The following is a 22,039-nucleotide window of genomic DNA, read 5'->3' as shown; positions in this document are numbered from 1 at the left end:
TGTTATCAGGATTACGTCATAAAGGCTAAAATTCCACTTTCAAAAAAAAAAATATGGGAGTATGTTCATTTGAGAAAATTAAAGACAAGCCTTTAATGAAAAAGGGGCTATCTGTTTGTGAGTGGAGGTTTTATGGTTATGTTTAAGGCGGTTTCTTCTTTAGAACGAAGAAAAAGTACAGCTGCTGTCTTCTCGTTGTATCTTCTTTTGTCAGCTACTCCATCCTTTGCCCGGATTTCTGAGGATTTTGGTGAGGCCGATGAACTACTGCTGTTTCAGGACATGACTTTGGTCGTCTCTGCTTCCAGACAAAAACAACCCGAGAATCTACTTTCTGTCCCAGTAAGTGTGGTTACAGCTGATGATTTGCATTATGGCGGTCAGAGCTCCATCGAGGAAACACTTCGATATGCTCCCGGGGTTGATGTTGTCAGGATGGATAGAAACCGTTATGGAATCGGTATTCACGGATTAGAGGGAATGTTTTCCGACAGAACGATGACCCTTGTTGACGGCATGCCGGCTGACAGCCCTGCATTTGGCGGCCCCGAATTCAGTTCTCTTCCGATAATGGTAGAAGATATTGAGAGGATAGAGATTGTTCGTGGTTCAGGTGGTGCTGCCTGGGGTGCGAATGCATTGTCCGGTGTTATTAATATTATCACTAAAGATCCGGAGACGGTACCCGGACTCTTTCTTTCATCAACTGTGAGTCAGTTTGGTGACGGTTCGTCCCAGGTACGTTATGCCGATGTTTCAGGAAAATGGCAATGGCTGTTATCTGCCGGCTATGAAGATTTGAACTCTTCTTCAGATGTGCTTGATTTGAGTGTGAATGAAGGTGGTGATGATTTTAAGCGCCGTACACTTGCAAGGGGTGAGTTGATTTATACAACAGAATCGGAACTGGAAATCACCTTTGGTGCAGGTATGACCGGTACTGATCAGGGAGCATTTGAGACAGCTGGTATATCGGATGCAGGCGCCAATGAGCTGATTACTGCAAACGGATATCTTAAGGCGGAAAAAGTGTTTAGCTCCACCATGGAAGGATATTTTCGCTGGGCTGGGCGTTATCAGGATATGGATCGTCCTTCTTACGGGGCGGCGGAATATCAGGTGCTTGAAAATGATTTTGAAGCTCAGATAAACATGACAGGCCTGGCGTCTCATTCTATCGCCTTTGGCGGAAATTTCAGAAACACCGACATTTCAACCCTCCCTCTGGTGCCAAATGTGTTCACCCTGGCTGAAGAGGACGTATCTGAGCGCTGGTTTGGCCTTTTTGCCTCTGACAGATACCAATATTCAAAACAGCTCTTTTTTGAAGCCCAGTTACGTGGCGATTATTTCTCCGAAGGCGAGACAGACTGGTCAGGGAGGCTTTCTTCCATATATGGTATCGATTCATTAATGGATCATGTTGTACGAATCAGTGCCGCAAAATCTTACAGGCAGCCGGTGGGATTTATCCGCAATGCAATTTTTTATAATGATCCCCGAAAAGAGGACTATGATTTTCAGTTCTCGGTAGATCCTGACATGCAATCCGAGCAGGCCTGGTCGCTTGAAGGCGGATACCATTGGAATATTAAAGATACTATTAAATTTAAAACAGATCTGTACTATATGTGGTATAAAGACCTTATTGGTGGTCGAGCCGAATATGGTGTGAATACCCAAGGATTACCAACATATCACCTGTATGTAGATAATACAGGGGATGCGGAAGGTTACGGCGTGGAAATCGAGCTTGACTATGAATCTGGGCCACTGCAGTGGAGTATCTGGTACGCCTTCAATGAATTTGAGACGGAATTTTGGCATCAATCCATTCGCTCGTTTTTACCCGCCAGAAACAAAGTTGGAATCAATCTGCGCTGGAAAATAGATTCAAATTGGACCTTTAATGGGCAATACGCCTATTCTGATCCTGTGGATGAGGATGTTTCAGATTATTCAATTGAATCCTCGAATCATCTCGACCTGACAATTTCCAGAGGATTTATGGAAAAAAAAGGGGAACTGATGTTTGGTGTGATGGATCTTTTGAAAAAAGAATATGATCCAGTTGTCGGTTTGGATCAAACCAGCAGCCATCCCATTCCCGGCAGAATGTTTTTCTGTCGTCTGCAGTTTGTTTTTTGAGCTAAAAGCTCTTGTTTTTCATAGAGAGACACCATACAACAGATAAAGTGTTTACCGGTTCCTGGACAGGACAGAAAAAAGATATTGTGCAATCAATTGCGATGAAAATGGGCATACGGAGCATAAAAGGAAAATGGATTCTCAGAGCGGGCAAGATAGTTGTTCTGCTCGGTCTCTTTTTTCTGTTTTCTGCAGGTAATGCCCTGGCTTCCCATACCGTGTTTGTTGTGTTGAGTTCCGAGGCGGAGCCATATCGACAGGCAGCAGATGCTTTGACAGCTTCTCTTGCAAAAAAAGATATCTCTACCCGGGAGTTTCTATCGGATACTCTTTCCGGGCAGACACCAGAATTTGTGTCCACCACCCATAAAACCAAAATGTGGGTGGCCGTAGGTAGTCGGGCAGCGGCCTATCTTTCTCATGTCCTCCCTAAATCGGCACTTCTTGTATACTGCATGGTCGCCGATCCTGAAAATATTGGTCTTGAAAATGGTCGGAAAAATATAACGGGTGTTTCAGTTACAAAACCCGTGAAAGAGCAGTTTGCCATTATTCAGAAAGCAATGCCTGATTTAGGGGCAATCGCCATGCTGTATCGTTCATCATCAATAAAAAGTATGACAACTCTGGTTGAGGTGAAGACTAATCTTCCAGCCAATTGGACACTTGAGGCTGTGGATGTGGACAGATATGACTCTATGGCAGATGCTATTGCCGAGTTGTATAGCCGTGATGCCGGTATGATCTGGACCATGGCAGATTCTGCAATTTATAATCGGGCAACGGTTAATAGTCTGCTGCTTTCTTCTTTGCGTCAGCAGGTCCCTGTCTTTGGTTTTTCAGGCTCTTTTGTTAAGGCCGGGGCTCTTCTCGGTCTGGATGCCAACCCTGTTTTACAGGGAGAATATGCTGCAGCTCTTGTGGTTGAGGGGCTCGAAAAAAAATTATTGACCGAAAAACCCATCTGCTCCGGAGTGACCATTGCTGTGAATGTGGTTGTTGCAGAGAGGCTCGGAATCTCATTGCCTTCCGTTGTTGTTGACAAGGCCTGCAATGTAGGGGCTCACTAACCGGTGAAACGCTTTTTCTCTAACAAAAACTTTACTCTTCGCGCAAAGGCGACATTTATTGTAGTGGCTGTTGTTGCAGTGAGTTTATCCCTTGCCACCGCAATCAATATTTATCAGACGAACCGTCTCATAGAAAAAGAACAGGAAAGATCTGGGGAGGCGATTGTGCAGGGGCTTGCTCAGGCCGCAGAGCTGCCAATGATTGTCCAGGACAAGCTGGAACTCGACCGGCTTATTGACGGTTTTCTCTGGAATGATCAGGTACAGTTTCTCATTATCTATAACAAGGACAATGAAATTGTTGCGAAGCGAAACCTTGATACCGTTGCCTATGATTCCTTTATTGAAAGTGGTAGTAACAGCGGATCACTGATTGTTTCTCATCCCATTGTTTTTCAGACGGATAAAAATTTTACCGGCTGGTCATTGTCAGCCGGTAATTCAGACACATCCTTTGAGGCAAAAGAAGTTGGAAAAGTGCTTGTGGCCCTGTCTCTCGTTGCTGTTCGTAAGGCGCAGTTGCATCAGGCTTTTGTCTCACTGATTGCGGCACACCTGGCCGCAGCCATCGGTATTTTTATCATTTTCAAAGGGATTGGGAATTGGACGAGACGTCTTGATGGATTGGTGGATGCAACCGATGCCATGAAAAGTGGTGATTTTACGCATCGAATTTCCATCGGGGTAACGGATGAGATCGGAAAACTGGCTTCAGCTTTTGAGGCTATGCGTGAGGCAGTACAGCAGCGCGACACGGAATTGAGGGATTTGAACGACTCTCTCCATGATCTGGTTCGGGAGCGGACTGATAAACTTGAACGTGCCATGGTGGAGGCCCAGACTGCCAATGAAGCTAAATCCAGTTTTCTAGCTAATATGAGCCATGAAATCAGGACCCCGATGAATGCGATTATTGGCATGGTCGGTCTTTCACTCAATAAAAAATTAAGTCCCAAACTTCGTGAATATCTTCTTACGGTACGATCTTCGGCAGAATCACTCCTGGCAATAATTAATGACATTCTGGATTTTTCAAAAATTGAGGCCGGGAAAATTACTCTTGAGCGCATCGATTTTCAGTTGCATCAGCTTTTTGATAAGCTGGCAGATCTTTTCAGTGACCAGGCAGCCGCGAGAAATATAGAACTTGTCATTGGTGTAGAAGCAGGTGTCCCGGTTGCATTGCGGGGGGATCCGTTACGCATGGAACAGGTTTTTATTAACCTGCTTGGCAATGCTATAAAATTTACGGAAAAAGGTGTTGTTTTCGTTCATGCCACCGTGGACTCCGAGACCGATAATATGGTGAAAATTCTATTTTCGGTCAGTGATACCGGCATGGGGATAAGTGAGGAACAGTACGAATCTCTTTTTGAACCTTTTACTCAGGCTGATGGATCCATGACCCGTGAGTATGGCGGAACCGGACTGGGCCTTTCCATTTGTCGCCGTCTTGTTGGTCTTCATGGTGGCGATATATGGGTAAAGAGTAAGGCTGGCGAGGGAACTACAGTTTTTTTTACTGCCGAATTCACCAGGCAACCAGTTGAACGGGAAATACAGTATGTGGTGCCTGCCACTATCAGGGGACTCCGGGTGCTGATTGTTGAAGATAATGAAATTGCCAGCTGCATAACCTCAAATATATTGGAATCATTTCACTTTGATGTCGATGTGGTCTCTTCCTGTGCTGTAGCTCAAACGCGAATAGGCGGAAAAATTGAAAAGTATAACTTGATTTTGATGGATTGGCGTATGCCAGAGGTTGATGGCGTCGAGTGTGTGAAAAAAATTCGTGCAATGGAAGGTGGTGATAGTGTTCCAATAATTATGATGACAGCTTTTGGCGGTGAGAGAGAGGTGATGCTTGCCAGGGAGGCTGGGGCAAATTATTTCCTTACAAAACCTGTCAAGCAGTCCCTGCTCTTTGATACAATCATGGACATCTTTGATTATCCGGAGGCTATGCATTCAAGCCTTGACGATCGTGAGACGAGGCAGGGAGTAGTCAGTTCGGAACACCTCGTTGGGGTACGTATTCTGCTTGCCGAGGATAACCGGATCAATCAAAATGTTGCTAGAGAGCTTCTTGAAAGTGTTGGAGTTATAGTTGAAATTGCCACCAACGGGCAGGAGGCTGTTCATATATTACAAGATCGTGGAGACGAGTTTGATGCAGTTCTGATGGACGTCCAGATGCCGGTGATGGATGGATTTCAGGCCACTGAAGCAATCAGAGAAAACCCTGCACTGACTGAAATACCGGTGATTGCCGTTACTGCTCATGCGATGCAGGGAGATCGGGAAAAATGCATGGCAATAGGTATGAATGACTACGTTGCCAAGCCGATTACTCCAGAACTGCTTTTTTCCGTACTGACCCGGTGGACCAGGCCGGAACAGATGGAGACGGTATATCATAAAAAAGAGTTCGCCTTTCAACTGGCAGGCGGAATGCCTGAGTTACCTGAGTCTTTCCCCGGAGTGCATATAGAATCTGGTGTTATCAGAATGGCAGGAAATGTTAGGGCTTATATCCGGATGCTGAGTGATTTGCTGGAATTTGGCAATGATGTCATTGAGAGATTGCCAGGAATATTTGAAAAAGATATTCTTGATGCCGTCAAGGAGATCCATACCCTTAAAGGAACCGCCGCCAATCTTTCAGCGCACCATCTTCAGGGCGTGAGTCTGAAGCTTGAATTATTCCTCAAGGAAATTCATGCCAGTCAAAAGCATCGGGAGGCTTCTGACCCAACAGCTGCGGTCATTCAATTTGAAGAGTATCTTGAGGAGACAAGAAAGAGTCTTTTTTCACTTGAATCTGTAGTTTCAGAGCTTGAATCACTCTGTGGCAAAGGTAAGGCCAATGAAAAAAAATTAAGGGAAAATCTGATTCCAGTTGATCTTGAGGATCTTTTGCGAACCCTTGGGCGGCTAAAGGATATGATAGATGAATGTGATCCCATGTCAGAGGAGTTATGGTTGGAAAAGAAAGAAGATTTTCAGGGACAGGGGATTGATGAGGAGATGACACGAATGGAAAACCATCTTCGTAATTATAATTTTGAGCGTGCTGCTGATTTTATAGTCCGGATTGAAAAACGTCTTCGGTCACAGGGGGAATAGGGTGAACAGGCAGAAAAGTACTATCCTTTTGGTCGATGATATTCCAGCTAATATTAAAATTCTTGTCGGTGCACTTCGGGATAATTATCGTCTTGTTGTTGCAACCAGTGGGTTTGATGCGATTGCGGCAGCAATTGAGAAAAAACCAGATCTTATATTGCTCGATGTGATGATGCCTGGAATGGATGGCTACGAGGTGTGTAAGCGACTGAAATCAAAACGTGAAACTGCAGATATTCCCATTATTTTTGTCACTGCAATGAACGAGGAGAGGGATGAAACTCGAGGTTTTCTTCTTGGAGCTGTTGATTATATCGTAAAGCCTGTAAACCCGGTAATCGTCAAGGCAAGAGTACAGACCCACATTGCACTCCGCATGACTCAACGTGAATTACAGCGCCATCGTGATGAGCTCGAAGAGATTATTCTTGAACGAACACGTGAACTTCGGGAGACTCAGATTGAGATTACCAACAGACTTGTACAGGCAGCGGAATATCATGACCATCAAACAAGTCGTCATATTACCAGGATGGCGCATTACTGTGTGATTCTCGGACGTGCTCATGGTATGCCGGAACATGAACTGACTCTTCTCTTCCATGCAAGCGCCATGCATGATATAGGAAAGTTGGGTATAAGCGATGCCATATTGCATAAGAAAGGGACACTTACTCCCGATGAATTTGATGAAATGAAACGGCATACACTTATTGGTGCCGATCTTCTTTTTGGCTCTGACAATGAGCTTATGAATATGGCCCACCTTATCGCCCTGACTCACCATGAAAAATGGGACGGAACAGGCTTCCCACTGGGGCTTCAGAAAGAGGAAATCCCTTTTCCGGGACGCATTGCCGCTCTGTGTGATGTTTTCGATGCTCTTTCATCGAAACGCCCATATAAGGATGCGTGGCCATTGAGCGAAGCAAAAAAGGTGATTATTGAACAAAAAGGAGTTCATTTTGATCCCTATGTTGTAGAATTGTTTCTGGATAATTATGAGAAGGTAGAGGAAGTGTATAACAAAGTGAAATAGAACCATGAGCAAATCAAAATCCTCCAGTAAAGATACTTTTTGTTTTGATCAAAAAATGGTCGATGCTATTTCTGCACCTGTCTGTATACAGGACGCCAATGGTGACTTTCTCGGAGCTAACCGTGCCTTCAGAACCTTTTTTGGGTTTCGTCATCTCGACTCCAGAGAAATTACAGACCTGTACGCCTTACTGGGAGGAGGGGCTGGACAGAAAAACCGGGAAGTGGATAGTGTTATACTGCATGCCGGTGGAAGGGAAACATTTGAAGCAACAGTACAGCGTTCGGGAGAAAGTGAACGGTTTGTCATTTTTAATAAGGCGGCGATAACAGATGATGATAACAAAATCGTTGGTCTTGTCACCACATTGCTTGATCGCACCGAACAGAGAAAGACGGAGCAGCAACTCCGTCATGCCCAGAAGATGGAAGCCATTGGAACTCTGGCCGGCGGTATAGCCCATGATTTTAACAATGTGCTGACACCAATCATCGGTTATTCGGAAATCATGCGGCTTATGGCCCAACGGGAAGAGCATCTTGATTCAAGCTCTGGTCAATTTATTGGAGAGATTCTTGCTGCAGCCAAAAGAGCAAAAAGTCTGGTTGAGCAGATATTGACTTTTTCAAGAAGCCGGGAACAAAAAGAAACCCCTCAATATCTGCACCCCATAGTGAAGGAGGTTATAAAACTCCTCCGTGCTACATTACCAGCCACGATAGAGGTGCGTGAGGATGTGGATCCCGAGTGTGGAATGGTTTCCATTGATCCGGTTCAACTGCACCAGGTGCTTCTCAATCTATGCACAAACAGTGCCCAGGCAATTGGTGATGAACAGGGGAAGATCACTGTGAGGCTCGCTATGAGCAGCCCTGATATTCACGGAAGTGACTGGGTAGAATTGTCCGTAGCCGATAGTGGCCCCGGCATTTCCCTGGATCTTCAGGAAAGAGTATTTGAACCCTACTTCACTACTAAGGAAAAGGGCCAGGGAACAGGGCTTGGTCTTGCTATGGTTCATGGGATTGTTACTCAATGCGGAGGTCGAATTGAGCTGGAAAGTGAGAGAGGGAATGGGACAGTCTTTCATCTGTATTTCCCCTGTGTTGTCCCTGTGGGTGATGGGATGATTCTAGAAGATGGGCCTGTGACCAGTTTAGGTGGTACCGAGCGTGTTCTGGTGGTTGATGATCAGGCAGCTGTGCTGGAGGTAACAAAAAAAATACTGGAAACTTTGGGGTATGAGGTAATGACCTGCCTCTCCCCACGGAAAGCATTAACTCTGTTCGCCAGTAACCCCTATTCCTTTGATTTAGTTCTCACCGATTTAACCATGCCTGATATGACTGGTGTCGAGCTGTGTATTGAACTGAAAAAGTTGAGAGCAACCATTCCCGTTATTCTCTGTTCCGGATACGAGGCAAAATTCTCGGAAGAAGAACTGGAAGCTGCAGGGCTTTCAGCCTGGTTTACTAAACCGGTAACACTCCAGAAACTGGCATCCATGGTACGCTCAACACTGGATACTGTGTAATTTGTGCCGGCAGGACTATGTCGTTTCGTAGTTGATCAGGCTGATCTGCTCATTCAGTGTCCAGAAGTCATAAATAATTCCGATCAGAAAAAAGCCACCCGTTAGAAGATAAAGGATTCCTGATATCCACTTCCCCTGATAAAATCGGTGTATTCCGAAGACGCCAAGAAAAGTAAGAAGAATCCAGGCGATATTGTAGTCTATTTGCCCCTGACGGAATCTGAAGGATGCTTCTCTGTTCATCCCGGGGATAAGGAAGAGGTCTATAATCCATCCGACAAACAGGAGACCGAAGGTGAAAAAATAGAGCGTTCCTGAAACTGGTCGGCCATAGTAAAAACGATGGGCACCAAGAAACCCAAAAATCCACAGGATGTATCCTATTACCGGGGTATGAGATTCTTCAGTGTATTGTCCCTGTACTTCCATAGTATCTCCTCTAGTCTGATCTTTTTCTGTTTGATCCGGAAAGGTACTTTTTCATATTTTTGACACGCTGCCAGGCTTCACAAATTCTCCTCTCAGGGATTCTTTTTTCTTTAACGGCACTTATAATAGCAGGAATAATTTTCTTAAGAAAATCTGGGTCATACTCCAGGTTGTTTCCTACGATAACCATATCGGCCCCGGCGGCAAGGGCAAGGCAGACAGATTCTTCAAGGCCATATTTGTCAGTAATGGCTTTCATCTGAAGATCATCGGTTATAACCACGCCATTAAAGCCAATTTGAGTGCGGAGTAGATCCTGAATAACAATACGGGAGAGAGTGGCAGGATATTGAGGATCAAGGTTCCTGTTGAACAGATGGCCGAGCATCAGACTTTCCACTCTCGTTTGACTGGCAGGGGCTATGAGTCTTTTAAAGGGAGTGAGTTCCTTTTCCTGCCAGCTAGTACTGATGTCGGTAAATCCCAGATGTGAATCAGTTCGAGAGCTTCCATGGCCGGGAAAGTGCTTAAGACAGGAGAGGATATTCAGTTTCTTATGTTCCTGAATCCAGATCGTCGCATGACGAATAACCGTTTCCGGATCATCGGAAAAACTGCGTTTAATTTTCCCGATTACGGGATTGCCAGGGAATATATTGAGATCAACAACGGGGGCAAGGTTGAAGTTTATTCCAAGGTGATTAAGGGTTTGAGCTGTGCATCCGGCGTGAATAGCTGTGAGTGTGGGGTCATCATGATCTCCTAAATCACTGGCGCTGGCAGTCTCAGGGAATCCCGTTTCGGCTTTCAATCTTTTGACCATCCCGCCTTCCTGATCGATGGCCACAAGAAGAGGGGTGGTGGCATGGCCTTGCAGAGAAATGGTTAATTTTTTTACCTGAGCAGGGCCTGTGATATTGTTTCTGGCCTCATTTTTTGCAAGGAGTTTATCGAAGAGAATTACTCCCCCGAGATTTCTGTCTCGGATGTCAGCAACTATGCGATGGGTTGGATCAATGGATGGTCCATTGAACCCAAGAATGAAAAGCTGACCAATAATTGATTCTAATTTCATGGTGGGATGTGGGTTGATTTGGACATGAATAGTTGCCTGCAAGTCTAGCATCGGGGTGAAAAAAAAACAGTTAAAATAAATCGATTACAGCAAGGATCAGCAACTCACCATGGATAGTCAAAAATATGACGAAATTTGAGAGGGTGTTGAGGCGAGAAAAAGAGTGTCAAAAAAATGAACTGAAACCTGTGACGTTTCACTGCCTTTCCTAATGTCTTGATAATATGCATTTTTATTCATTTTTGTCTTGATGTTGACTGCTGTTTCTTTCTGGCATAACAATTGCTCAATAAAAAAGTGACGGAAGTTGCTTAAGGAATTTCTCCTGTCTGCCGATATAAGTAATAACCGTAAGAAAACATACAGAGGAAAACATATAATGAGTATTAAAATGTCTATATCGCACACAGCTTCTATTGATCAGAAAAGTGACGCACTTGATCAGGTTTGGGTTGAACTTGACCATTTCAGGCGACAGACAGAACGTCTTGATCTCATGAACAAACTGCATGGCCGTATGGCTGGCGTGCTCGATGTTTCCGGAATGATAGAGGCGTATTCTGTATGGTTGATGCCACAGGTTGAGCACGAGTTGGTTGGCTATAAAAATCAGGTTCGCTCCAAGAAGCATCTCTTCTGTTCAGGGCACGGCCCTAAACGTCGTTCCATCATAGCTTTTGCTGAAAAAATTCTCAATAATGCCGACCAGGAAGCAAAGGCGTATATGAGTGAAGATGGACATTATGCCCATAAATGGCTTATTGAGACTGCTGAAGATGCCGGAATCCTGATTATCCTCAAAAATGACAAAGCGCTGTCTGACAATGAAATCAGCCTTATAAATGAATCATTACTTGTCCTGGCAGAGTCTCTAAGGCGTGGCATCGAATATGAGGAGCTTTTTGAAAGTGCGAGGAAAGATGCCCTGACGGGTCTTGCCAACAGGCGGGTTTTTGACGAACGGATTCTGGATATTATGCGTGGAGCAAGACGGTATCATCGTCCTCTGACCATGGCCTCTCTTGACCTTGATCATTTCAAACAGATCAATGATAATCTGGGCCATAAACAGGGTGATGTTGTTCTCAAGAAGGTTGCAGATATTTTTCGTGAAGGTATCCGGTCAACAGATATGCTGGTACGTTTTGGTGGGGATGAGTTTATACTCGTTATGGATGATACCGATGAGAAGAGTGCCAGAATTCTGGCCGAGCGTCTCTGTCTGGCCATAGATGAACTGAATATCTGGGCAAACTCCGAAACAAAACTTGGCGTGTCTATTGGTATGACACAGTGGAGACTTGAAGAAAACCTTGATGAGTGGATGCAGCGGGTTGATGATATTCTGTATAATGCTAAATCCGAGGGTCGTTCCAGGGTGACTGTTTGTTAAATTACAAGTACTACGTATTAGCAAGAAAGGCCGATCCTCAAAAAGGATCGGCCTTTCTTATTTTTGCGCAACTGGACAGAATATGAAATCAGTCCAGGGTGATGTTGATTGGAATAACATGCATCTCTTTTTGGCGTTGTTCAGTGTAGCCAAGTGACCATTCTTTGCACTTCACATTGTCTCCCAGCAGTTTGTTGACGTCGGCAACCAGACCGGACACATTAATAATTGGATGGCGACTAAACACCTGTGGTAAACCCTGAGTGAGGTTACAGGCTAGACAGCATCCAGGGCGTTCATGAAGTTTAAGTTCCATGGTCAGATTGTTTCCCTTCACTCCACCATATCCCAGTTCAATGTCATAGGCTCCTTCGTCGGCATCACCGAAGAGGGCTTCAAAAAAATCATTTGTACGTTCTTTTGGAAAAAGCTGCTGTAGGGCTTCAGGGGTGAAGAGGGCGTCGATTGTACTTGTATCCATGGTTCTGATTCTCTGTAAAAGTTATAAGTATGATTCCTTAGTCTGCGCCACACTATAAACTTCCTGACTCTTCTGTCAACCGACGTTGCAGCTCAAAAGTCTCTGTGGTAAAGTGGCCACCATGAAAAATACTATCTTTCGCAATCTGAATGATCCTCTGAAATCTTCAGTAAATCTTAATGAACTCAATGCTTCACAACGAGAGGCTGTAACCAGCACCGAGGGGCCACTGCTTGTCATCGCCGGTGCCGGGAGTGGTAAAACACGAACTCTGGTGTACAGGGTTGCCTATCTGTTGGAACAGGGGATTGATCCGGAAAGAATACTCCTGCTCACTTTTACCAGAAAGGCCTCTCAGGAAATGCTCTGGCGTGCCGGCCAGCTTCTCAATGAAACCTGTCGTCGCGTGGTTGGAGGAACGTTTCACGGTATTGCCAATATGCTGCTTCGCAGACATGGACATCACCTTGGGTTCGGTTCTTCCTTTACCATAATTGATCGCGCTGATGCTGAAGGCATTGTTAATTTGTTAAAGGGGTCTCTTGGACTTACCGGTCGTGACAAACAGTTTCCCACCAAGAGGGTACTGATTAATATCCTTTCAGGCTCGGTGAATAAATCCATCCCCATAGACGATCTTGTTTACGAAAGTTATTCCCATCTCAGTGAACATGTGGATGATATCCTGAATCTGGAAAAGTATTATAAAGAGTTTAAGTTTAATAATGGACTCATGGATTACGATGATCTGTTGGTAAACTGGAAACGGCTGCTGGATGAAATTCCCGAGGCCAGACAGGAGATGGCTGCAAGGTATTCACATATCATGGTGGATGAGTATCAGGACACCAACTTGATTCAGGCGGATATTGTACGACTGCTCGCCCACGGTCATGAAAATGTGATGGTGGTGGGGGATGACTCTCAGTCCATCTACTCCTTTCGGGGGGCAGATTTCTACAATATCATGCGCTTCCCCAAGGTGTTTAAGGAAACAAAAATTATTAAACTCGAAGAAAACTATCGTTCCACTCAGCCCATCCTGTCCCTTACCAATGATATTATGACTAATGCTGTTGAGAAGTATGCAAAGACACTTTTCACCAGAATAGAGGGGAAATTTAAGCCCCGACTTTTTGCGGGACGTGATGAGCGGGAGGAAGCTGCTTTTGTTTCGAAAAAGATTGCGGAGTTACGTGGGCAAGGAATAGCACTGAACAATATTGCGGTACTTTTTCGATCAGGTTTTCATTCCTATAAGCTTGAAATGGAACTCAATTCCACAAGTGTTGATTTTGAGAAGCGAGGTGGTATGAAGCTTACGGAGTCTGCCCATATGAAAGATGTTATTGCCTTTCTGCGGCTCCGCGTTAATCCCTTTGATACCCTTTCCTGGAACCGTATTTTGCTCCATCTTGACAAGGTCGGTCCCAAGACTGCCCGAAAAATTGCTGATACAATCGCGACCTCTGGAAGCCCTGGTCAGGCGCTATCCGAATATCCCTGTGGCAAGAATTGGAGACATGGTGTCGAAAGTCTTGCGCAACTGTTTATGGAAATGGAGAGGGAGACAACTCCTGGGGTTCTGTACGAACTTGTCTGGGCCTATTATCAGCCATTATTTGAGAAAATATATCGTGATGATTTTCCCAAGCGTCAAAAGGATCTTGATCAGTTGAAGTCCATTGTCGCCGGCTACGCCGATGTGCAAACTTTCGTTGATGATACGACACTTGATCCTCCTGAGACAGGGAAAGGTCTCTCAAAAGAGGATAAAGAGCGGATGATTCTGTCAACCATCCACTCGTCAAAAGGTTTGGAATGGGATGTTGTTTTTGTGATGGGGTTGGCCGATGGGCGGTTTCCTCATTCTGCTGCAGAAGTTGGCGAACAGTGGGAAGAAGAGCGGAGACTTCTCTATGTGGCTGCAACCAGAGCGAGGAAATATTTGTATCTCACCTATCCGCGTGAACTTATGACTCCCGACCGACAGTTCCGAAGAGTTGGAATGTCGCCTTTTCTTGCTGAATTACGCGCTGGGCTTTTTGAACGAATTGACAGTGATGGGGTGGAGCGTAATGCACCTTCTTTTCTCACGTCCACCTCGACGGCATCAAGTGCTATTACTTTTACTAAAAAAGCTAAGAAGACAAAGCTGTCGGTGAAAGACCTGAGTAAGGGCGTGCGGGTGCATCATCCATTCTTTGGTGAAGGTGTGGTAAATAATAAACCGCAGGGCCGTTCCGTGGATGTTATTTTTCAAAGACATGGAGTGAAAACTCTCCACCTTGACTATGCAAAATTGACTCTCGTTTAAGTATTTTTATCCACCCCACAACCCCCCCTTTTTTTTTGAAAATTCTCTGGTGCTATTCGATAGCACCAACTAAAGTGCGTGAATTGTCAACTAACAATATAACAGTTTACGTTATGGCACAATCTGAGTAGTATATGTTGCAAAGTGACTCTATTTCATAAAAAATAGTTGTCATATTGTCATTTATTCAAATTAATTGTTGACAATGATGGGAATCTAAAAATAGGATGGAAGGGGTTCCGCGTGGTATTTTATCACCTGATATGTTGGGTTTGCATTTGTAACATATTGATATAATAATGTTAATGTGCTGTTTATGGATGGATGATTGGATTTTGGGAAATAGAAAAACTGTCGAGCATAGTATGGCATCTATCAATAGTAATGTTGCTATAGTGGCACCTATGATTATAACGTAGTTTCCATATTGGAACATATTGAAAGCACTGTTGCCATCTCTGTCATGTTTAAGCCACAAAATTTCTTTCAGGAGAGTTTATGACAACCATCGGATATGTTTTTTTGGATGTTGAGCGTAATGCGTTAGTACCACTTGAGCGTCAGCGGTTGGTAATAGAAGAATATGCAAAAACACTGAAATTATACTGTGACGAACTCCTGGTGGAGGAATCCTATTCTCCGGCTGTTTCCTTGATGGAAAGAAAACAGGGCGCCCTGATGTTAAAGAATGTTAACGATGGAGATAACATACTGGTAATGCATGCGAAATGGGTTTTTGGTAATCCCAGGAATGCCCTATCACTTCTTGAAATATTAAAGAAAAAAAAGGTTTCTCTTTTCTGTGCTGATCTTGAGGGAAATGTTTCCATGCCGACGCAGAAAAAGTTGGTTGCATCGGAAGGGATTTCTTCACTGGTCTATCAACTTTGTAACGCTTTATCCTTCGGAGAGCGTGGAAACCATGGAGCTGCCATTCGTGCAGGTAAGGCGAAGCGGAAAAAGGAAGGGAAGTATTTAGGCGGCCCGGTTCCATTTGGATGGAAGGTTGGGGAGGATGGACGACTGGAACAAGATCCTGAACAGCAGGAACTTATAGGGGAAATGGTTCGCTTGAAAGCTGATCGCTGGTCTTATCGTGATATTGCAAAGAAAATGCAAAATGGCAAAGGATTGACCTTGTCCCATGAAGGAATAAGACGTATTTTGTTGAACAACTCAAACAAAAGCCAATAAAAAGATAACACCTTATCATCTTGATGGTATTGTGTCTGAGTGTTGCTTCGTAGATCAATTTCTTCTTGGGAAATCTTCAAGCACAATCCAGGAATCTGCTCAAAAATCGTTCAGGTGGCCGTATTGCTGGTTTTTCTTTAAGAAATACTTGAATTGAAATTATGTATATTGTCATTATTACAGCATGTTACGTTTGTGGATGTTGCTCTTGGTAGGTAGCCAAAATAAAAAAATTAAAGTTGTAAATGTAGAGATAATTACTTTGATATAGATATATAATTTCTCAAAATTCAAAATACTATGAACTATCAGCTCGCATGGGACTACCTTGACAGTCTCCAGTTTCACAAAATCAAGCTTGGTCTGGATGCCATGCAATCCTTTATGGGGAGAGTCGGAAACCCGGAACGAAGTTTGAAAACAATTCATGTCGCAGGTACCAATGGCAAGGGATCTGTGAGTATGACCCTGCTAACACTTCTATCCGGCGCAGGGTATCGGGTGGGGCTCTATACTTCGCCCCATCTCAGTTCTGTCAGGGAGCGATTCAGAATAAATAATAGCTTTATCAGTGAAGAAAAGTTTGCTGAGCTGGCTACTTTAATACAGGATATTCTGGGTGATGAAAAGATCACTTATTTTGAGTTTACAACGGCCCTTGCCTTTCTCTGGTTTGCAGAGAGTGACCTTGATCTGGTTGTTCTGGAAACCGGACTCGGTGGCAGGTTGGATGCAACCAACATTATCCATCCCCTTGTTTCAGTCATTACCAATGTGAGCATGGATCATGAGGCGTATCTCGGCAATACCATATCGGCTGTTGCAGGAGAGAAGGCAGGCATTGTGAAAGAGGGTGTCCCTGTTGTGTCTGCTGTAAAAGCAGGGGCAGGACTCCAAGAGCTTGTCACTGTATGTAATGACAAAGGTGCAGAGCTTTTTCTTTTTGGGGATTCCTTTACTGCAACCCCCATGGACGATGGTAGCTGGAAGTGGGACGGTAAGGAAGGCTTTTCAGGGGCCTCATATGACAAGCTCCGCTGTTCTATGAAAGGTGATTACCAGATTGAAAATGCCTCTCTTGCTCTTGCTGTCGTTGAACTGTTAAGAAAAGATGGCTTTTTTCTTTCCAAGAGCCAGATACGAGAGGGGCTGGCCCAGGTGAAGTGGCCTGGGCGCCTCGAATATTTTTCCCTCAATCGTACAACAAGAGAAGAGCTGCAGAGTCATGGAGATGCTGATGCTGTTTCATATTTACTCGACGGTGCTCATAATCCTGCCGGTGTAGAAAGTCTTCTCCATACGCTTAACTCGGAATGTAGTTACAGGAAACTGATTCTTGTATGGGGCGCAATGGCCGATAAGGATTTAGAGAAAACCTTAGCACCAATGGCTCCTCTTGCTGATATCATTATTTTAACGAGGCCGAAGGGAGAACGATCGGCGGAACCGGAGTTACTGCTGAGTAATGTCCCGGATCATCTGCGAGAGCGATGTGAATTATGCGGTAATGTGGAAGAGGCTCTCTACGCAGCTGAATCGCAGGCAGCTAATGATGATTTGATACTTGTCGCTGGCTCTTTGTATCTTGTTGGAGCGGCACGGAAAATTCTGCTTGGGGAACTTGTAGCATGAGTAGGGAGTTTTTTGATTTTGACACACCTGATGATGCGCAAATCCGTACCGAGAGAGCGAAGGCCAGAGATCTTCGAAAAACCAGGTGGTGGCAGCAGAAAACGTCTTCCGGAAAATGTTATTTCTGCGGAAAGCAATCTGCTTTTAAAGACCTGACCATGGATCACCTGGTACCTCTTGCGCGTGGAGGACTGAGCACAAAGGATAACCTTGTTCCCTGTTGTAAGGCCTGTAATACCAAAAAAAAGAGTATGCTCCCTTTGGAATGGGAGGCGTATCTTGAGAAGATGTGAGAACTGTCAAATTTTCTCATCCTAAGACTTTCTTTTATCGGGGGTTGAGAAAAAGATGGTGTAGGAAAAATTCAGATGGTATAGAGACAACACGAGTTTTCTTTTTTTATTCTATAGATTATCCCAAGGGCGGGTAGCTCAGTTGGATAGAGTGTCGGCCTCCGAAGCCGAAGGTCGTGGGTTCGAATCCCACCTCGCCCACCAGTAAAATCAGTTAGTAATGTCTGTTCTGTTGGTGGTATATTTTGTGATGTCGCCCCGATGTCGCCCTTTTGGGAAGGTAGGCTAAATTTTAAAAGCAGCTATTTCTACGCGAGATAGCTGCCGGAGCAAGACACGAACATGATGTTAAATATGTAAAGAAATCTGCCGTATATGTTTGTTGTAGTATGTGATTGTTTAAGTAACCCGCTTTTCGACCCGCTTTGTGCAGCATTTACCTTTTTGATGAGATTATATTTCGGACAATGAATATCCGTAACAGATTAATAGTCGAGTTTATGGCAAGGGGCGGTATGAGGATCGGTGAAGTTCTAAATCTCAGACCATGTGATATCAGAGAAAGAAATTTGACCATCCAAAATCCGAAAAGTGGGAGACCGGGAGAAGTAGTTTATGTTTCACGGAAATTATTGGTAAGGTTAAACGACTATACGAAAGACAACAATATTGACTCGGATAACAGAATATTCCCTATCTCTTATGTTGCTGCTTGGTCGATGGTCAAGAAAGCAGGTAAACTCGTGAACATTGAGTTGCGCCACGCAGATCTTTCTACGACTCAACGGTATCTTGGCAAGGTGAACGACACCGAAGCCATCAGATGGATGGAAACACTTTATTTCCTTTATGCAGCCAGAGTGCCGTATTTGGCTATTTACACATGAATCCTGCCATCAACGATCGTGATCACACGGTCGGCAGCTGAGGCAATACGGGTTTCGTGGGTGACGACCGCTACGGCGCGATTATACTCGTGCGCCAGATCTTTAAGGATATTCTCCACATTCTCGCTTGAGGCTGAATCGAGGTTGCCGGTCGGTTCGTCGGCAAGGATCAGTTGCGGGTTATTGGCCATTGCACGGGCGATAGCAACACGTTGGCTCTGGCCACCGGAAAGTTGGTGCGGCAGTTTATTCTGCTGTTTTTCAATCCCTAGATCTGTGAGCAAGGATGCCGCACGGGTGCGAACCTGGGTATCGGGCAACCCACCTAGACGCTGCATGGGCAACATTACATTTTCCAGCGCTGAGAATTCCGGCAACAGGAAATGAAATTGAAAGACAAAGCCCACGTCTACAAGGCGCAATTTGGCAAGTCTGTCCTCGCTATAGGTAGAGACGTTCTCGCCATTCATCCAGATAGTTCCGCTGCTTGGAGTATCAAGCAGTCCAAGCAGATAAAGCAATGAGGATTTCCCCGATCCGGATGGTCCCGTGATCACCACAAACTCCCCGCGCCGAATCTCCAAACCTGCGTCTGCCACCAGCGTAACCGGCACCTCGCCGGTAAGTATGCGTGTAATGTTCTCAGTTTTTATTACGATATCGCTCATATGCCGCCCCGCAAGATATCGACCGGTTGAACACGAGCGCCTTTACGTGCGGGCAGAAATGCGGCGATAAGAGCCGCGCTCAGAGCGAACCCAGTGGCGATGGCAAATTGCATCCATCCCCAGTCAAGCGGCATTACGATGGGCTCCGTGCTGCCCGGCGGCTTGAACTCAATCTGCATAATAGCATACATGAGTGCGCTGCCAAGGGGCAGGCCAAGCAAACTGCCGGTAATCCCAAGGATAAAACCCTGTATGACAAAAATCCGCTGGATATCGCGTGCAAGAAAGCCCATGGATTTGAGGATCGCGATATCGCGATGCTTCTCCATCACCACCGTGGAAATGACATTATAAATCCCAAATGCTGCAACGATAAGCACTGAACTGACAACGCTGTACATGATGATATTACGAATGGCGAGCGTACTCATCAGATCTTCCGATGATTCCTGCCATGATATGCTTTTATAGCCGATACGATTTTCCAGATCGGCAGCAATGGCGCGGGCGCGGTAAGGATCCGACAGCTTAACGATGATGGTATTGGCCCGATGCGGACGATCCATCAATACCTGCATACGTTTGAGCGAGACAAAACCATGGTTCAGGTCATATTCCGCCCTGCCGGTATTGAAAACTCCCAGAATTTTGAAGGTCCGTATTTGCCCGGTTGGAGCAGTTACAGTGATGTTATCACCTCGTTTTAGGGAGAATGTCCGAAGCAACTCCTTGCCAAGGATAATACCGCTGGGGTTTGCGATCAAATCGCTTAAACTGCCGGAAATCATGTAGTCCTGGATGGTGACGACATCCTTTATATCTTCAGGGATCATACCATCGAGCACGATACCGATATTTTTGCCAGCAAAACTCAAGACGCCCTGCCCCGAAAGCACGGGGGAAGCGTTTATTCCAGGAATAGAGCGCAGGTAATCGACGATCTGCTCGAAACCACGAATGCCGCGAGTTTCGGTGAGGGGTTTGACGCTACGCACCTCAATTGCCCCACTCCTGCCATAAAACTGCTCGACTGGCTGCAGGCTTGGATTGCGATAGGTATCTGTGATAAAAATATGTGGCATGTTATCTATCAGCACCCTGATAAATTCTTTTTCCGAACCCTGCATCAGAGAAGAAATCGTAAGAAAAAAAGACACGCCCAGTATTATACCCAGCAACGAAACGAGACTTTGCCGCCTGCGGGCAAGCAGATGCTTGAAGGCGATATGTGCCAGCAGCCGCATAACTATTGCTCCTGCTGGACTATCCGGGCGCGTATTTTTACCCCTTCTTCCAGTGCGATATTGGGCTTGAGGACAATGAGATCACCTGCTTCAATACCGTTGAGAATTTCCGTTTCCTTGAGACCTTGAGTACCGACGGAAACCGTCCGCTTTACGAGCTTATTCCCTTCAACCAGCCATACTTTTCCCTGCACTACCGTACCGGAAGGCAATAACAGCGCTTTCGGCGTTTCACGGATGATGATATTGGTTTCTGCGGTCATTCCGATCATAAGCGGGGTTTCTTCGCTGAGGCCAATACGCACACGATAACTGCGCGACACCGGATCCCCCTTGGGCGTTATGCTTTGTACCGTTCCTTCAAACGTCTGGGCAGGAAATGCATCGGCACGGATCAAGACCTTTTGTCCAGGCTGTACGAGAATAATATCCTCTTCATCCACTTCCGCGGAAACACGCAGCTCTGAGCAGCAGGTAAGCCAGAATATAGGTTGATTCACGAGAATAAGCTGACCGACTTCCCCGTCACGACGAATAATGCGACCATCTGCCGGGGCAATCAACTTCATGAAATCGGATTCGGTAGCGGCTTTGTCCATAGCAGCCTTCGCGGCTTGCCATTCAGTCCGGGCGCGATCATACTCTGAGTTGGATATGGCATGTTGTTGCTGCAAGGTTTGCTTACGCTTAAATTCTTGCTTCAAGAATGCTTCATGGATCTGTAATTCCTCAAACTTCTGGCGCAAGTCTCTGTCTTCCATCCGGGCAAGCAGCTGGTCTTTTGTTACGGTAGAACCTTCATCAACATGCAACTCCATCAGGCGGGCGGTGATGCGCGGGGAAATCGGTAGCATGGAAAGCGCCTCCACTGTCCCGGTCGCATAGACGGCCTGCACGGCTAAGCCACGGTGCGGCCGAATGACTTCTACTTCATCGGGTCTCAGGTACTGGAAGGCCGTCCCTCCACCCATCAACAGGCATACGGTGAATAGAATAAAAACCCAAGGCTTACTCTGCCCGAGAAAATTATTAGATTTCATTTCAGTGCTGACTCATAGATGGAAAAAAAACAGGCTCGGAAACTCACTTGTTATTAAAATGCTCCTTTCAAGTGGAAAACTTTTCCTTGATTTAAACACTTGAGGAAAGGAAAAGCAAATAGAGTGCATGAGCTATGGCAATCTCAACTTGAGAAGCGATTTGAGGAGTGAAGAAATCGTAAAAGCTTTGCTACGATCTTATGTAGTCTATGACACGAGGCGGGGAAAAGTCAAATAGGATTACCAGTGCTAAGGTCAACAGTGGAGAGAGAAACGGATATTTGAGCTTATTCCTGAATATACGTAGCAAGTTTTCTGCAAGCCAAAGTAAAAATATTTCCAAAGATATTTTTTGTGAGATGCAGATCTAGTTAGGGAGGAAATTCCTAATGATATTGCTCCCCTGTTTAGGGGAAGAGTATACCCTCTGAAAAATGAGCAGTAGTTTCGATAAACGTTACATTTG

At 45.2% G+C, this 22,039-nt stretch carries 17 protein-coding genes and 1 tRNA gene; 12 read left to right on the top strand and 6 right to left on the bottom strand.

Annotated features, from left to right (window positions below):
• Positions 1-132: 132 nt before the first annotated feature.
• The 5 genes from UWK_RS17170 to UWK_RS17150 all read left to right on the top strand — a co-directional run bounded on the left by UWK_RS17170 (position 133) and on the right by UWK_RS17150 (position 8,920).
• Positions 133-2,148 carry a TonB-dependent receptor plug domain-containing protein gene (locus UWK_RS17170; RefSeq protein ID WP_041916470.1) on the top strand — a complete coding sequence of 672 codons (2,016 nt, stop codon included), beginning with the start codon at positions 133-135 and terminating at the stop codon, positions 2,146-2,148.
• 86 nt (positions 2,149-2,234) lie between these two features.
• On the top strand, positions 2,235-3,218 hold the full coding sequence (locus UWK_RS17165) for an ABC transporter substrate-binding protein (RefSeq protein ID WP_153304927.1): 984 nt from the start codon (positions 2,235-2,237) through the stop codon (positions 3,216-3,218).
• Positions 3,219-3,221: 3 nt separating this feature from the next.
• Positions 3,222-6,347 carry a response regulator gene (locus UWK_RS18815; protein ID WP_015405658.1) on the top strand — a complete coding sequence of 1,042 codons (3,126 nt, stop codon included), beginning with the start codon at positions 3,222-3,224 and terminating at the stop codon, positions 6,345-6,347.
• A gap of 1 nt (position 6,348) precedes the next feature.
• Positions 6,349-7,386, top strand: coding sequence for a response regulator (locus UWK_RS17155; RefSeq protein ID WP_015405657.1), 1,038 nt, complete (start codon positions 6,349-6,351; stop codon positions 7,384-7,386).
• Positions 7,387-7,390: 4 nt separating this feature from the next.
• On the top strand, positions 7,391-8,920 hold the full coding sequence (locus UWK_RS17150; protein ID WP_015405656.1) for a hybrid sensor histidine kinase/response regulator: 1,530 nt from the start codon (positions 7,391-7,393) through the stop codon (positions 8,918-8,920).
• Positions 8,921-8,935: 15 nt separating this feature from the next.
• Here the strand turns inward: UWK_RS17150 and UWK_RS17145 are convergent, their stop codons facing one another.
• Both UWK_RS17145 and UWK_RS17140 read right to left on the bottom strand, forming a co-directional pair.
• Complete coding sequence (locus tag UWK_RS17145; RefSeq protein ID WP_015405655.1) at positions 8,936-9,349, bottom strand: NINE protein; 414 nt, start codon at positions 9,347-9,349, stop codon at positions 8,936-8,938.
• A gap of 10 nt (positions 9,350-9,359) precedes the next feature.
• The gene (locus UWK_RS17140; RefSeq protein ID WP_052327029.1) at positions 9,360-10,424 is read right to left on the bottom strand and encodes a glycoside hydrolase family 3 protein; all 1,065 of its coding nucleotides are present in this window, start codon (positions 10,422-10,424) and stop codon (positions 9,360-9,362) included.
• 379 nt (positions 10,425-10,803) lie between these two features.
• Between UWK_RS17140 and UWK_RS17135 the strand changes: the two genes are divergently transcribed.
• Complete coding sequence (locus UWK_RS17135; protein ID WP_015405653.1) at positions 10,804-11,817, top strand: GGDEF domain-containing protein; 1,014 nt, start codon at positions 10,804-10,806, stop codon at positions 11,815-11,817.
• An 88-nt stretch (positions 11,818-11,905) separates the two neighbouring features.
• Here UWK_RS17135 and UWK_RS17130 read toward each other — a convergent pair whose 3' ends face one another.
• Complete coding sequence (locus UWK_RS17130; RefSeq protein WP_015405652.1) at positions 11,906-12,298, bottom strand: hypothetical protein; 393 nt, start codon at positions 12,296-12,298, stop codon at positions 11,906-11,908.
• Between the two features lie 121 nt (positions 12,299-12,419).
• Here UWK_RS17130 and UWK_RS17125 point away from each other — a divergent pair, with 121 nt between their 5' ends.
• The 6 genes from UWK_RS17125 to UWK_RS17100 all read left to right on the top strand — a co-directional run bounded on the left by UWK_RS17125 (position 12,420) and on the right by UWK_RS17100 (position 18,621).
• On the top strand, positions 12,420-14,615 hold the full coding sequence (locus UWK_RS17125) for an ATP-dependent helicase (protein ID WP_015405651.1): 2,196 nt from the start codon (positions 12,420-12,422) through the stop codon (positions 14,613-14,615).
• Positions 14,616-15,113: 498 nt separating this feature from the next.
• Positions 15,114-15,809 carry a recombinase family protein gene (locus UWK_RS17120; protein ID WP_015405650.1) on the top strand — a complete coding sequence of 232 codons (696 nt, stop codon included), beginning with the start codon at positions 15,114-15,116 and terminating at the stop codon, positions 15,807-15,809.
• A 300-nt stretch (positions 15,810-16,109) separates the two neighbouring features.
• On the top strand, positions 16,110-17,441 hold the full coding sequence (locus UWK_RS17115; protein ID WP_015405649.1) for a bifunctional folylpolyglutamate synthase/dihydrofolate synthase: 1,332 nt from the start codon (positions 16,110-16,112) through the stop codon (positions 17,439-17,441).
• The gene (locus UWK_RS17110) at positions 17,438-17,734 is read left to right on the top strand and encodes an HNH endonuclease (RefSeq protein ID WP_015405648.1); all 297 of its coding nucleotides are present in this window, start codon (positions 17,438-17,440) and stop codon (positions 17,732-17,734) included. Before UWK_RS17115 ends, UWK_RS17110 begins: the two co-directional genes overlap by 4 nt.
• 127 nt (positions 17,735-17,861) lie before the next feature.
• Positions 17,862-17,938, top strand: a tRNA-Arg gene (locus UWK_RS17105).
• 263 nt (positions 17,939-18,201) lie between these two features.
• Positions 18,202-18,621, top strand: a complete 420-nt coding sequence (locus UWK_RS17100; RefSeq protein WP_015405647.1) for a tyrosine-type recombinase/integrase — start codon at positions 18,202-18,204, stop codon at positions 18,619-18,621.
• Here UWK_RS17100 and UWK_RS17095 read toward each other — a convergent pair.
• Genes UWK_RS17095 through UWK_RS17085 form a run of 3 tightly spaced genes read right to left on the bottom strand, consistent with a single transcriptional unit; the run spans position 18,612 to position 21,573 of the window.
• Positions 18,612-19,289 carry an ABC transporter ATP-binding protein gene (locus UWK_RS17095; RefSeq protein ID WP_015405646.1) on the bottom strand — a complete coding sequence of 226 codons (678 nt, stop codon included), beginning with the start codon at positions 19,287-19,289 and terminating at the stop codon, positions 18,612-18,614. The two genes, UWK_RS17100 and UWK_RS17095, sit on opposite strands and share 10 nt — an antisense overlap.
• Positions 19,286-20,533 carry an ABC transporter permease gene (locus UWK_RS17090; RefSeq protein WP_015405645.1) on the bottom strand — a complete coding sequence of 416 codons (1,248 nt, stop codon included), beginning with the start codon at positions 20,531-20,533 and terminating at the stop codon, positions 19,286-19,288. The genes UWK_RS17095 and UWK_RS17090 overlap by 4 nt, the downstream gene beginning before the upstream one ends.
• A 2-nt stretch (positions 20,534-20,535) precedes the next feature.
• Positions 20,536-21,573 (bottom strand): efflux RND transporter periplasmic adaptor subunit, encoded by a 1,038-nt coding sequence (locus tag UWK_RS17085; RefSeq protein WP_015405644.1) that lies wholly within the window; start codon positions 21,571-21,573, stop codon positions 20,536-20,538.
• Between the last annotated feature and the right edge of the window lie 466 nt (positions 21,574-22,039).

The organism is Desulfocapsa sulfexigens DSM 10523 (assembly GCF_000341395.1).
Taxonomy (GTDB): Bacteria; Desulfobacterota; Desulfobulbia; order Desulfobulbales; family Desulfocapsaceae; genus Desulfocapsa; species Desulfocapsa sulfexigens.
The sequence above is the reverse complement of the archived record's forward strand: the minus strand, read 5'-3'. Positions and strand labels throughout refer to the sequence as shown.

Excerpts from the sequence above, each read along its gene's own strand:
- UWK_RS17150 (WP_015405656.1), top strand. The coding sequence starts at position 7,391 with ATGAGCAAATCAAAATCCTCCAGTAAAGATACTTTTTGTTTTGATCAA.
- UWK_RS17120 (WP_015405650.1), top strand. The coding sequence starts at position 15,114 with ATGACAACCATCGGATATGTTTTTTTGGATGTTGAGCGTAATGCGTTA.
- UWK_RS17135 (WP_015405653.1), top strand. The coding sequence starts at position 10,804 with ATGAGTATTAAAATGTCTATATCGCACACAGCTTCTATTGATCAGAAA.
- UWK_RS17110 (WP_015405648.1), top strand. The coding sequence starts at position 17,438 with ATGAGTAGGGAGTTTTTTGATTTTGACACACCTGATGATGCGCAAATC.
- UWK_RS17085 (WP_015405644.1), bottom strand. The coding sequence starts at position 21,573 with ATGAAATCTAATAATTTTCTCGGGCAGAGTAAGCCTTGGGTTTTTATT.
- UWK_RS17095 (WP_015405646.1), bottom strand. The coding sequence starts at position 19,289 with ATGAGCGATATCGTAATAAAAACTGAGAACATTACACGCATACTTACC.
- UWK_RS17140 (WP_052327029.1), bottom strand. The coding sequence starts at position 10,424 with ATGAAATTAGAATCAATTATTGGTCAGCTTTTCATTCTTGGGTTCAAT.
- UWK_RS17145 (WP_015405655.1), bottom strand. The coding sequence starts at position 9,349 with ATGGAAGTACAGGGACAATACACTGAAGAATCTCATACCCCGGTAATA.
- UWK_RS17125 (WP_015405651.1), top strand. The coding sequence starts at position 12,420 with ATGAAAAATACTATCTTTCGCAATCTGAATGATCCTCTGAAATCTTCA.
- UWK_RS17100 (WP_015405647.1), top strand. The coding sequence starts at position 18,202 with ATGAATATCCGTAACAGATTAATAGTCGAGTTTATGGCAAGGGGCGGT.
- UWK_RS17170 (WP_041916470.1), top strand. The coding sequence starts at position 133 with ATGGTTATGTTTAAGGCGGTTTCTTCTTTAGAACGAAGAAAAAGTACA.
- UWK_RS17130 (WP_015405652.1), bottom strand. The coding sequence starts at position 12,298 with ATGGATACAAGTACAATCGACGCCCTCTTCACCCCTGAAGCCCTACAG.
- UWK_RS17090 (WP_015405645.1), bottom strand. The coding sequence starts at position 20,533 with ATGCGGCTGCTGGCACATATCGCCTTCAAGCATCTGCTTGCCCGCAGG.
- UWK_RS17115 (WP_015405649.1), top strand. The coding sequence starts at position 16,110 with ATGAACTATCAGCTCGCATGGGACTACCTTGACAGTCTCCAGTTTCAC.